General features: G+C 47.0%; 10 protein-coding genes. 3 read left to right on the top strand and 7 right to left on the bottom strand.

Annotation, left to right across the window (positions count from 1 at the left end; all coding sequences use genetic code 11):
- Positions 1-16 precede the first annotated feature (16 nt).
- A complete protein-coding gene (locus AB8880_02875; GenBank protein XDZ66357.1) occupies positions 17-844 on the top strand; it encodes a hypothetical protein in 828 nt (275 codons plus the stop codon).
- A gap of 457 nt (positions 845-1,301) precedes the next feature.
- Here the strand turns inward: AB8880_02875 and AB8880_02870 are convergent, their stop codons facing one another.
- From AB8880_02870 to AB8880_02855, 4 genes are read right to left on the bottom strand one after another with little or no spacing between them, the layout of a single operon-like run.
- A complete protein-coding gene (locus AB8880_02870) occupies positions 1,302-1,532 on the bottom strand; it encodes a hypothetical protein (protein XDZ66356.1) in 231 nt (76 codons plus the stop codon).
- Entirely contained in the window at positions 1,529-1,960 is a 432-nt protein-coding gene (locus tag AB8880_02865; GenBank protein ID XDZ66355.1) for a hypothetical protein, read from the bottom strand. Before AB8880_02865 ends, AB8880_02870 begins: the two co-directional genes overlap by 4 nt.
- 11 nt (positions 1,961-1,971) lie before the next feature.
- Complete coding sequence (locus tag AB8880_02860; protein XDZ66354.1) at positions 1,972-2,688, bottom strand: hypothetical protein; 717 nt, start codon at positions 2,686-2,688, stop codon at positions 1,972-1,974.
- Positions 2,672-4,150, bottom strand: a complete 1,479-nt coding sequence (locus AB8880_02855) for a hypothetical protein (GenBank protein XDZ66353.1) — start codon at positions 4,148-4,150, stop codon at positions 2,672-2,674. The genes AB8880_02860 and AB8880_02855 overlap by 17 nt, the downstream gene beginning before the upstream one ends.
- 313 nt (positions 4,151-4,463) lie before the next feature.
- Here AB8880_02855 and AB8880_02850 point away from each other — a divergent pair, with 313 nt between their 5' ends.
- Entirely contained in the window at positions 4,464-4,904 is a 441-nt protein-coding gene (locus tag AB8880_02850) for a hypothetical protein (protein ID XDZ66352.1), read from the top strand.
- A gap of 774 nt (positions 4,905-5,678) precedes the next feature.
- Here the strand turns inward: AB8880_02850 and AB8880_02845 are convergent.
- The 3 genes from AB8880_02845 to AB8880_02835 form a co-directional block, all read right to left on the bottom strand.
- Positions 5,679-6,455 carry a ferredoxin--NADP reductase gene (locus tag AB8880_02845; GenBank protein ID XDZ67004.1) on the bottom strand — a complete coding sequence of 259 codons (777 nt, stop codon included), beginning with the start codon at positions 6,453-6,455 and terminating at the stop codon, positions 5,679-5,681.
- 165 nt (positions 6,456-6,620) lie between these two features.
- Complete coding sequence (locus AB8880_02840) at positions 6,621-8,390, bottom strand: hydantoinase B/oxoprolinase family protein (protein ID XDZ66351.1); 1,770 nt, start codon at positions 8,388-8,390, stop codon at positions 6,621-6,623.
- Positions 8,387-10,471: a hydantoinase/oxoprolinase family protein gene (locus tag AB8880_02835; GenBank protein XDZ66350.1), complete on the bottom strand. Its 2,085-nt coding sequence runs from the start codon at positions 10,469-10,471 to the stop codon at positions 8,387-8,389. The genes AB8880_02840 and AB8880_02835 overlap by 4 nt, the downstream gene beginning before the upstream one ends.
- A gap of 113 nt (positions 10,472-10,584) precedes the next feature.
- On the opposite strand from AB8880_02835, the gene AB8880_02830 reads away from it, so the two are divergent.
- The gene (locus tag AB8880_02830; GenBank protein ID XDZ66349.1) at positions 10,585-12,006 is read left to right on the top strand and encodes a hypothetical protein; all 1,422 of its coding nucleotides are present in this window, start codon (positions 10,585-10,587) and stop codon (positions 12,004-12,006) included.
- Positions 12,007-12,146: the final 140 nt, after the last annotated feature.

The following is a 12,146-nucleotide window of genomic DNA, read 5'->3' as shown; positions in this document are numbered from 1 at the left end:
CAAAATGGAGTGTCACTTGGGATTAATAGCAGAAACATTGGTGGAAGAATGGTTGAACTCAAAAGGTTTCTTTACAATAAGAGGTCTAAAGAAAGGTGTTGATGAGATAGATTTATTAGGTATTCAATCTAAAAACTCTTCACCCAAATACGTGCATTACGAAGTCCAAGTTTCTTATAATCCTGTTGCTTACATAACTGGAAACAACAGCGCAAAAAAAAGAACTCTGGATGAGTTGGTCATTTCAACGGAAGAGTGGATAGAAAAAAAGTTTAAATCAGACAAGAAATCATTAATGAGAAGTAATCTTTATGGTGAAACTGAAGATGTTAATTGGGAGTTTTGCCTTGTTCATGGAGTTGTAAGACACCAAGAAGAACTTCTGGAAATCAAGAAGCATATCAATACTATTTTTATAGGTGATATAATTAGCGATTTACAAAATAATAAAGAAATAAAAACAGGTAATTTGGGAAGAGAAATCACTGATTTAATAGGTATTTATCAAGATAACATCGTTAGCAAGGATATAACCGGTAGAGATAATCAAATAATCAGTGAAGCCCTTAAATTGGCAATTCCTATGATGGTTAAACATAGTCTTTCTGCTTCAAACACGGAAGACATGATTAAAATCTTGAATGAAAAATTCAATAATTATTCATCTACACCTCTAGATAACTCTATCCAGAATGCACTGATGAAAATGATTAGTGATATTTTGAAAGATGACATACATGCATCTGACAAAAAAAGTGATTACATGGAAAATGCCAAGGATAAACTTCTCACATTCGAATATGTAAAGAAACTAGTGCGTCACCTGAGCAGTCAATATAAATAATACAGACTTTTCAGTTACTTACATGGTGAGGTGGTGCTGGCGGAGGATGGTGACACCCCTGTCAGGAACACAACCAGACTGAAAAGTCAGTAATTCCTTAGTGTTATTATCTTCTTTGGTTGTGTCAACAGGCACATTTTGTACGTCAATTTGTGCGTCAATAAGTGACAAACAGAAGACACATACACCCCTGATACCCCGATGTGTGTTTAATGGAATCTCCAGCGCCGCTGACGGGCTTTGTATACTTGTGTGTGATTGGGATTCTGAATAACCCAAACGGCCTGTATGAATCTTATATGGCGATTGAGAGCATGTCTGAGTGGTAAGGAATCCCTTAGCCAATTTGCTGGGGATTTTAAGGGCTGGTTAGTGACACCCCCACCCAAAGAAATGGTATCAGTTTGTATATATAAATATCAGTGGAAGTTTGGTGGAGAAATATAGGGGTGTTTCATCAAGTATAGTTTCTTACTTCTTCTTCCCATTCTTCTCTTGTATGCAAGTCACCAATGCCAGCATCTACAAATTTAATAACTAAAGTATTATTGTCACAATCTACTTCGGATGCAGACAACCTCTCAATCAAGCCCATATTATTAAAAATCTTTTCTGCTTCATGGCCATTTTGGGCTTCAATTTCTATCTTTCCATGGATTACATCTTTCCAGTCAAATGTATAAATCATCTAATTACAGCCTTTTTGTTGAAGTCAAATGTTGGTCTTGCAGGGTGAGTTTTTAATGAATCTAATGGAAGTTTAACTATTTCAAAAAGTGACATCTTATTCATTAACGGTTCATTCCATATCAACCAATCAGGAATAGTGAATGACTGGAAGCCACGTAATCTGTGCGGTTTATATTCCAAAGAATAAATAAAGTAATCTCGATAATGAAACTTATCCTCAGAAATATTAGGCGGAAGTAAACCTAATTTTTGTATTTTCTTTTCTAAATAAGAAATATCATGCCCACTCATGGCAGATATCCGAGAAAGTTCTCCATCATCTTCCATAGAAAATTTCTTTAACCAAGTTTTCCAACCACCTTTAAAACGCAGTTCCAAAATTGGTTTACATACAATTATGGTTTCAAACTCAGTTGAAATTGTCATTCATTAAGCACCTAATTTCTTAAAATATCATTTATTTTTTCTATACACATCGACACACCTTCGTGAAAGCCACCACCTTTTTTATAATATCCTTCTGCTGCAAATTGAGGACAACCAAAAATTGGAATTTCATTCCATAATAATCCTTCAGCGAAATAAGTTTGTTTTTTCTTATTTTTTTTAATGCTTTTAATTGTATGAATCTTTTGTTTAACTTCACGACCAACAATCAGCCGATTGAAAACACCTATACCAACTACAAAAATTGTTTTTGGTTTTAAAATTTTAATAATTTCTTTTGTTTTGTTTTGACAAAAATCTTTAATTTTTTTTTCCTCAACATCGGATAAATTGAAGTTATTCTTTTTTTGGTAAAACCAAATATTAAGTCCTATGCAATTTTTTAATAAACTTTGTTTATCACTTTGGTTATCAAAAATATCCGTTAACTTTTTTGCAAAAGGATATTCATGCTCAGTATATGAGTTTATTTTAGGAATATTTCCATCCATCATTATTTCGTCAAATAAACCAAAACTTGATGGCTGTTGACCAATAACCATAATTTCTGCATCAGAGATTGGAGGAGAATAAAGAATACAAAAACCTAATTTTCCATTTAAAGCATTTGGTTTAGTCAAAAAATTGTTTTTAAACCCTCCAAAAAATATTTTTGTTTCTGAATAAATAGTTTCTATTTCTTGAAGTTGTCTATCTGAAATATTCATATCTAATTTTCCACTCCTCTACATATTTTTCCATTAATGAATCTTCATATAATGGTGCTTCAATTTTGTTTAAATTAGAAACTTCAGGAGATTTCAAACCTTCATGAGATATTTTGATTTTATCTCCAAATTTTCTTTTAAAGATATTATCCATTTCATCTTCCAAAAGATAAACACATCCTGCAGGTACTATAAAACCATCATGGATTGGTAGAACCACTTCATCTATAGATAAGAAAAGTTTCATAATATCCATAGCAATTTGACTGTCATAGAATTGTGTTTTCAAGCCGATTTTAGCATCAACTAAATGAGCAATTGGAGAGTGAACTTTTAAGAATCTTTCTTTGATTTGATTACTATTAAAGCCCAATTCTTTATGTTCACCATGGGTAAGGCTAAAGGTTCCATCTTCGTCATTCAGAAGAGCATTAAGATATTTTTTGACAAGTTCTCTTTGACGAGAATCTTTTTCAAATTTCCATTTCATGCCTGTTGAAGAACCATCACTCAAATCATAGATGTCTGGATTTCCTTCATAAGGCACTTCCGCAAGTCCATACAAAATACGAAGTGAAATTCCAGAATAATCCAATTCAACTGTTAACTTTCCATCAATTCGTATGAGATAACGATAATCAGAAGGAATGGATTGCCACCATCCTCCATAGAATCTTCCATGTTTTGTCAGGCTATTTCTAGAAAATATTCTTCTCAGTTGAACACTTGAAATATCTAAGTAGCCAATCTTATTTTCTTCCTCTGTTTCAGCCATCCAGTTGTGATGTTGCTTTTTATTATTCTGTTTATCCCTCATCTCTTTGCCTATTTCAAAGAGCAGGTTATCTGTGACATCAAGTGACACACAGTGTTGACACATAAAGGAATTATATTTGAATAATTCTTCCTGATATTCTTTCACAATAGGTTCATTAGGAAGCGGCATCTCAACCTTCTTCCACTTCTTCTTTGAACTCTTATCAGTATTAGGAACTCTATCTCGAACCTGAACTATTTTGTGTAAGGGTAAAGGTTCTTGTGGTGACCATTTAAAACCATGCTCTTCAAATATACTTTTAAGACCACCAGATGCTTTTATTCTTGTGTAAGATTGTTGGTTCTTTGCTTCTATTACTGTTATCCATTTTTTATCTTTCAACACATGGAGCAATGCTGAAGCATATTCTAAATTGAAATTTATCTTGTATTCACTTTTTGTGTCATATGCATCTGCTCTTAATGGATATGACACATAACCAGAACCTATCGGAAAAGAATAAAAGCAAGAATATAATGATGAAAGAACATGTTTTATTAGTGGTCTAAGTGACTGTTCACGGGGTTTAGATTTATTTTTCCATCCCTTCTTAGTTTCTACTTCCTGATACAAACTTGTAACAAGTTCATCAAAGAAAGAATGACAAAGAACAGGATACCAATCGTAACGTTTTCCTTCTTTCATTATGCTTGTAACCACCTGTAATAGGACAAAGAGAAAAGAAACAACCAACCTGTAACAAGTCTGTTACAAGTTTGTAACAGGTTACATTTGCTTCTGTGTCATGTACTATCTTCACGTATATTTATAGACATATCAACTTCTCCCTCATTACGGGTAGGAGTTTTGAAGAGGTACAGTAATGGAAGTGATAATTGCTATTCAGATAGTTATACCGCTGGTAGTTTGGATGTTTATGCAATCATCTTAGAATTGACTGATTATTATGTAATATTAATATGTATAAAAATTTAATATCAAAAGTTGGGCTGTGCATATGTTAAAATTCTTTATAGGTGTAGTGTTATTTGGTGTCATATATTTTGAATTTAATGATGCTAAAGCCAATGAAATTGGGACAGTTTTTGAATATGTTCAAAGTAATGATATGCAAGATGAATATCATGTTAGTTCATTGCTTCAACGTTGCTCGGGATTAATAGGTGCGTATGCTAAATACTTGCCATCTTCTATGCAAAATCAAAGAGAGGAACTTGCTAATTTATCCGTAAACGTTCTTTCAAACGCAGGCGTTATTCTTGCTGAGAAAAAAATGACAACTGTAGAAGAGACAATTAGACAACTTCAGACTGCATATTTGTATTATGTTGACCAATACTATGTTCAGATAGAACAATCTCAACTCAAAACCGGTTCTATTTTTTCTGGAACTGTGAAAGAAGAATTTGATTTTTGTTTAAGCATTATAAAAGGATAAATCAGACTAACTATCCAGACATATTAAGTTCTGCAAGATGTTATATAATTTTATAAAATATTCTTTGGTTAGCAATATGACCAAAATGAAATTCGTATTTTATAATCTCAAAGTAAAATAGAAGTATTTTTTAAGTTGTCTTTACTTAGACTTGATGAATCCCCCTTGCATTTTGTCACCAAACTTCCACTGATATTTATATATACAAACTGATACCATTTCTTTGGGTGGGGGTGTCACTAACCAGCCCTTAAAATCCCCAGCAAATTGGCTAAGGGATTCCTTACCACTCAGACATGCTCTCAATCGCCATATAAGATTCATACAGGCCGTTTGGGTTATTCAGAATCCCAATCACACACAAGTATACAAAGCCCGTCAGCGGCGCTGGAGATTCCATTAAACACACATCGGGGTATCAGGGGTGTATGTGTCTTCTGTTTGTCACTTATTGACGCACAAATTGACGTACAAAATGTGCCTGTTGACACAACCAAAGAAGATAATAACACTAAGGAATTACTGACTTTTCAGTCTGGTTGTGTTCCTGACAGGGGTGTCACCATCCTCCGCCAGCACCATTTTACTAGAAAATATATAATAATTTCAATTTTTTAATATATTTCATCAATTTTAGACCCACCTTTTTATCCACCTTTTAAAGTTCTCCGTTTCCTAAATAAAACAGTGGACCAATTCAGTCGGGGAAGATCAAACGCACTTAGCCTTAAACTAAAGTGATAGGTTAAATGAGCTAGGTCCGATGAACCAAGGTCATCCAACAAAGGCTTTTTCGATCACGAAATCAGCCGGGCGCGCGTTCGACCCTTCGCTCAGGCCGCGCTCCTGTAGCTTTTCGCTCATGCTTTCAAGCATCGCCATCGACCCACAGATCATCGCCCGATCAGTGGCCGGGTCCAGCACCGCATCGGCCGCCGCCTCGATACGGCCATTTTCAAGGCACGTTGTCAGCCTGCCGGTCATGGGCGAGTCTTCACGGGTTGTTGCGGTGATCAGCTGAAAACGGCCTGCCACCATCTCGCCTATAAGCGGGTCATCAGCGAGCGCAACCGCGAGCGCCTTGCCATAGGCGAGTTCGGCAACAAACCGGCACCCCTGCACCAGGATCAGCCGGTCGAACTTCTCGTAGCTTTCGGGATCACGGATGATCGATGCAAAAGGTGCGATGCCGGTGCCAGTGGCGAACATCCAAAGGCGTTTTCCCGGCAGTAATGCATCGGTGACGAGCGTACCTGTCGCCTTCCTGCGCATCCAGATAGTATCGCCGGGCTGTATATGCTGAAGCCGTTCGGTCAGCGGCCCATCTGGCACTTTGATCGAATAGAATTCCAGCGTGTCGTCCCAGTTTGGCGATGCAATGGAATAGGCCCGCCAGATCGGCGCCTCACCCGGCAATCCAATCATCACAAACTCTCCGGACCTGAACCGGAAACTGGCTGACCGCGTGATCCGAAAGCGGAAAAGGCTGTCCGTGTAATGCTCTATCTCGGTCACGGTCTCAGCAAAGCAGCCATCTGGCGCCGCCAACATCGTCTGATCCGTATGGGCATTCAGCAAATTTGTCTGAGGCATCATGATCATCTCACATCAAGTGACAAAATGATGGTACGTCATATCTCCAAATTCATTAGCATACGAATGATTTTTGTTCAAACATTTTGTTTGTACACGAATGAATATGGCGAAATGTCGCTTTCAGTCCTTAAGGGCTGATGCGATATTGGCGCGGGCAGCGCGGGTGGCGTCTTCATCGAGGACCACGCCGCCGTTACCATCATCCCTGATGATCACGCCATACAGATCAGCCGCCTGCGCTGCGCTGTAGCGGCCCAGACGCACATCCTCGAACACCGCCTCAGCACGGCGTTTGAACGGATCGCCATAGCCGCCGCCGCCTGGCGTTCGCACCCAGACTCGATCTCCCGGAGACAGCGGAATATCCTGTTCCTTTGATAGATGCAGCGGCACATAGGATTCCCCGCCACGAAGCACCACTACCTTGTTAACATCGCCGTCACCGCCGCCAAGAACACCCTGCGGCCCGAACCGGCCGTGATCCATGACAAAGCTGGCTCGGGCTTCGCCATTGCGAAGCTCCAGCTCATAATCCAGGCCAAAACCGCCGCGCCGTTGCCCAGCCCCCGCAGACCCTTCATGGAGCGCGTAATGATGATAGAGGACCGGGAAGGCCTGCTCCATGATTTCCACCGGCGGTGCTTTTGAGATGCCGATGGTCGAGCAGCCATTGCTCAGCCCATCGCCATCAGCATTGCCGCCATAGCCACCGCCAGAAAGCTGATACATCACGAAATCGCGGCCGCGCTCGGCATTATATCCTCCAAGCGCGAAATTGCCGCTGGTTCCGGCTGGCGCTGCCGTCACCCGATCCGGCAGAGGCTGTACCATCGCGGCAAATACCGCCTCGGCGATCCTCTGGCTTACTTCGGCGGCACAGCCTGAAACCGGGCGCGGATAATGTGCATCAAGGAACGTGCCTTCCGGGCGGATCACCTCCAGCGGCTCAAAGGCACCAGCGCTGATCGGCACTTCCGGGAAAATATGGCGCATCGCCAGATAGACCGAGCTCAATGTCGTCGCCAGCACCGAATTCATCGGTCCGCGACAGGGTGGGCTGGAGCCGCCGAAATCGAACACCAGCCTGTCATCGACCTTGCTGATCTTCAGCCTGATCTCCAGCGGTTCATTGACCACGCCGTCACTGTCCACAAAGGCCACGGATTGCCAGCTCCCCTCGGGAAGTTGAGCGATCATCTGGCGCATCTGCGTGGAAGCACGCTGGCGTAGCTCGGTGATTGCCGCCGCCACCGTGTCATCGCCATAGCGTCCAAGCAACAGATCGAGTCTGTCGGCGCCGGTATCAAGCGCCGCCGCCTGTGCCTTTACATCACCAATCCGCTGGTCCGCGACCCGGATATTGGAACAGATGATGGCGTATATTTCCTCGTCCATCACGCCCTTCTTGAACAGTTTGACCGGCGGAAGTCGCAACCCTTCCTGCTCGACCGACGTTGCCGAGGCCGAGAAGCCGCCCGGCACCGCACCTCCGGTATCTGGCCAGTGGCCGGTGTTTGACAGCCAGCACCACAGTTTGCCGTTGCGGTAATACGGCCGCACGAAACGCACATCCATCAGATGCGTGCCGCCAAGATAGGGATCATTGACGATATAGATATCGCCTGGCTCTGGTGGCGCGGCCCGCCCCTCCCTGATCAGCCGTATCAGCTCTGAAGTCGAATATTGCATGGTGCCGACAAAGACCGGCAGGCCGCCGATACCCTGTGCGATCAGCGCGCCGTCATCCGCGGCATAGATACCATCGGACCTGTCATTCGCCTCGGCGATGACCGGCGAGAAGGCGGCCCGTGAAAAACTGAGGTCCATTTCATCACAAACCTGCTGAAGCCCGGCCTGAATGACGCTGAGAGTGATCGGATCCAGGCTCATATCGCGCCCCCGATAGTGACAAGAATATTGCCATCATCGTCGGAGACGGCGCTATCCTGCGGCTCAATGAGGGTGGTGCTATCCATCTGCTCGAGGATCGCCGGGCCTGACAGGCGCGCATCCAGCGGCAGTTTCTCGCGCGCATAGACCGGTGTGTCCTGCCAACCAGAAGCAGCTCCCTGCCCGTCGAACCAGACCGGCCGGCTTCCGGTCTGCGCCGCCGCCACCGAGCCGGCACGCCCGGCATTGTCTATCAGTCCACCCAGATCGATCTCGGGGCGACGTCCCGTAACACTGGTGTTTACATTAACGATCTGCGCCCTGATTTCGGAAAGCCGTACACGGAACCTCTTGAAATAGGCGTCTTCAAAGGCGGCCTGAATTTCTTCGCGCGCCATCGCTGGTGACGCCAGAGGCACCTGCAAGAGATGCGTCTGACCGGCAAACTGCATGTCCAGCGAATGCTGAACGTCAATTTCGATGATTCGCACCGGCTCCTGTCGGATCAGCGCCTCGCCCTCAGCGGCTTGGGCTGCCAGAATCTCGGCAAGCCGGTCGATCTCCATCGCATTAAGCGGTGTATTCACCGTGCGCCCGAAATCGTGCCGCAGGTCGGCAACGATACAGCCTAGCGCGTTGGTGATGCCGGGGCGGGCTGGCACCAGCACCTCGGGAACGCCAAGCTCCCGTGCGAGCGCCGAGGCATGGAGCGGGCCAGCTCCACCAAAGGCGAAGAGGCTGAAATCCCGCGGATCAAGGCCAAGCGAGACCGATACCATGCGCGTTGCCCCGGCCATGCGAGTCGTTGCCATGCGCAGCACCGCGGCGGCCGCCGTTTCGGCATCAACACCAAGTGGATCGCCGAGCTGCTCCTGAAAAATGCCGCGAATCCTGTCAATATCGACCGCCCCGGGTACCGATTTCAGCTTACCGACATCAAGCCGCCCCAGAACCATATTCGCGTCGGAAATCGTAGGCAGAGAACCACCGCGGCCGTAACAGATAGGCCCGGGATCAGCGCCCGCACTCTGCGGGCCAACCTCCAACAGGCCGGCTTCATTGACCCGCGCAATCGACCCACCGCCAGCCCCGATGGTGCGAACATCGACCATCGGCACATGGATCGGCATCGCATATTCAATCTCAATCTCGTTCGACACCGATGGCTGACAATCACGTATCAGCGCTACATCGGTTGATGTGCCGCCCATGTCATAGCTGATCAGGTTTGGGCGATTGGCGCGCCGGCCGGTATAGGCGGCGGCGATCACCCCGGAGGCCGGGCCCGACATAACCGTTTTGGCGGCCTCGCGAACCACCCGTTTTGCCGATACGGTGCCGCCATTGCCATTCATCACCAGCAGTTCGCCACGATAACCTCCATCGGCGAGCTCATCTTCAAGGCGCTTCACATAACGTTCAAGCAGCGGCTGGACCGAGGCATTTACCGCGGCGGTGACCCCGCGCTCGAACTCGCGGCTTTCGGAAAGCAGCCCGTGACCGGTGGTGATATAGGCATTTGGCCAGAACTCGGCCAGCACCTTGGCGGCACGAAGCTCATGCGCCGGGTTTGCATAGGCATGAAGAAAGTGGATCACCACCGATTCAACGCCCTTGGCCAGCAGCATCCTGCCAGCGGCGCGCACGGCTTCCTCGTTGAGTGGGGTTAAAACACGGCCGGCATAATCCATCCGTTCCGGTACTTCAAGGCGCAGGTCACGTGGAATGATCGGCTCGAAATGACCTTTCATGCCGTAAGGCTGCGGCCTGGTCCGGCGACCAAGTTCCAGCACATCCCGAAAGCCGGCGGTGGTGATCAGTCCGGTGCGGCTCAGCTTGCGCTCCAGAACGGCGTTCGTTGTCGTCGTGGTGCCGTGAATGACAAGCGCTACCCGTTTCAGATCGCTGTCTGCCTCGGCGACCGCGTTCATCACCCCAAAGGCCTGATTGTCCAGCGTGCTGGCAACCTTGGCCAGGCGCACCGCTCCACTGGCCTGATCGAGCCTGACAAGATCGGTAAAGGTGCCGCCAACATCGACACCAATGAGGTCTCCGTCAAATCTTGTCTCGCTTTTGTCCATTCACATCCCTCTCAAGCCTCACGGCCTGCCCCCAATGACCGGGCGGCCGATCGTTGGTATACAAATGAGCACCAAATCTTGACAAAAAGTCAAACGAATTTCCATAATGAAGAATGAAAAGTACCGGTTATCGGGGTTGGGTTGCGGCGTGGATCAGCGCCGGATTAATTGGCACAGGGACGATGCTGCCGACCACGGCCAGCGCGCATGCCACTGGCCAGAGCATTGTTGCGTTATTACCGACCGGCCCCTATATGGCGGTGGGCGTAGCGATCGTTGCGTTGAGCATCATGCTGTTGTGGTTTCTGCCGCAACGCACCGCATCACAACTGTTGCCAAGCCGCAGAACAGGCCGGATGGCCGCCCCGCCAATGGCGAGGACAATCAGCAGTTTTGCGTGCTTTCTTTTACTATGCGGAGGCGTTGTCGCCGGCCTGACCGGCACCCGGGACCCGCTCGAAAACCCGCTTGTGCTGGGCTTCTGGCTGGTCTTCTGGATGGCTTCATTGATGATCCAGGGATATCTGTTTGATTTATGGGGATGGATATCGCCCTGGAGGTGGGCGGTGCGGCCACTGATCGACCTGATGTCACGCCCGCCACTGCCGTTGCCGCACCGTCTCGGGGTTTGGCCAGCCGTTGGCCTTCTGCTGGCCTTCTCTGGCTTCACCCTTGCCGATCCGGCCCCCGATGATCCGGCCCGCCTCGCAATGGTGATCACTGCCTATATAGCCGTGACCCTTGTCTGCATGACTGTTTTCGGACCTCGGCGCTGGTTGCGGCAGGCCGAATTTCTGTCGGTACTGATGGCACAATTTGGTCGACTGGCACTGCTTGCACGGCGCGGACGACAGCTTCGTATGGGCTGGCCGGGTTGGCAGGTTGCAAACGGCACCGCGGTGCTTCCCGGCATGCCGGTTTTCATTTTGGTCTTGCTTGGCACCGGGTCCTTCGATGGGTTTAACGAGACATTTGTCTGGCTGGATCTGATCGGTGTCAACCCCCTGGAATTTCCGGGACGTTCTGCGGTGATTATTCCGGTCATGACGGGGCTCATCGGCGCCAACCTTATGCTGATCATGCTGTTCGTGTTGATGATCATCATTGGTGACCGTCTTGTAGACGGAGGGCTTGGCGGAGCCCGGCTCCTGGAGATATTCGCGCCGACGATCCTGCCGATCGCGCTCGCCTACCATACCGCGCATTACCTGCCTTCGCTTCTTGTCGATGGGCAATATGTTCTCACCGCGCTGAATGATCCCTTCGGCAGCGGCGCTAATCTTCTGGGGCTTGACGGCTATTATGTTACCACCGGGTTTTTCAATCATCGTGAAACCATGCGGGTCATCTGGCTAAGCCAGGCGGTGGTGATTGTCCTTGGCCATGTAATCGCGGTGATCCTGGCTCATGCCGCCTCGGTGCAGGTCTATGGCAATTTAACCAGGGCCTTTCTTGCCGGGCTGCCGCTGGCGGTTTTCATGGTTCTGTACACATGGCTTGGTCTGTGGCTGCTCGCGGCGCCAAAAGGCGGATGAAAACGCGGTCAAAATTTGTGCTGGACATGTCATTTGTATACACACAAACTTAGAAATAAAAAAACAATCCGGAACACATCTGGAAGGCAACAAGTTTTATGGGAGATATCCATGAAGAAATCAATCAATGACACATCGGT

This window comes from Alphaproteobacteria bacterium LSUCC0684, assembly GCA_041228335.1.
Classification (GTDB): Bacteria; Pseudomonadota; Alphaproteobacteria; order Puniceispirillales; family UBA1172.
This window is presented reverse-complemented; position numbering and strand designations above follow the sequence as displayed.

Excerpts from the sequence above, each read along its gene's own strand:
- AB8880_02835 (XDZ66350.1), bottom strand. The coding sequence starts at position 10,471 with ATGGACAAAAGCGAGACAAGATTTGACGGAGACCTCATTGGTGTCGAT.
- AB8880_02870 (XDZ66356.1), bottom strand. The coding sequence starts at position 1,532 with ATGATTTATACATTTGACTGGAAAGATGTAATCCATGGAAAGATAGAA.
- AB8880_02850 (XDZ66352.1), top strand. The coding sequence starts at position 4,464 with ATGTTAAAATTCTTTATAGGTGTAGTGTTATTTGGTGTCATATATTTT.
- AB8880_02845 (XDZ67004.1), bottom strand. The coding sequence starts at position 6,455 with ATGTTGGCGGCGCCAGATGGCTGCTTTGCTGAGACCGTGACCGAGATA.
- AB8880_02830 (XDZ66349.1), top strand. The coding sequence starts at position 10,585 with ATGAAAAGTACCGGTTATCGGGGTTGGGTTGCGGCGTGGATCAGCGCC.
- AB8880_02855 (XDZ66353.1), bottom strand. The coding sequence starts at position 4,150 with ATGAAAGAAGGAAAACGTTACGATTGGTATCCTGTTCTTTGTCATTCT.
- AB8880_02860 (XDZ66354.1), bottom strand. The coding sequence starts at position 2,688 with ATGAATATTTCAGATAGACAACTTCAAGAAATAGAAACTATTTATTCA.
- AB8880_02840 (XDZ66351.1), bottom strand. The coding sequence starts at position 8,390 with ATGAGCCTGGATCCGATCACTCTCAGCGTCATTCAGGCCGGGCTTCAG.
- AB8880_02865 (XDZ66355.1), bottom strand. The coding sequence starts at position 1,960 with ATGACAATTTCAACTGAGTTTGAAACCATAATTGTATGTAAACCAATT.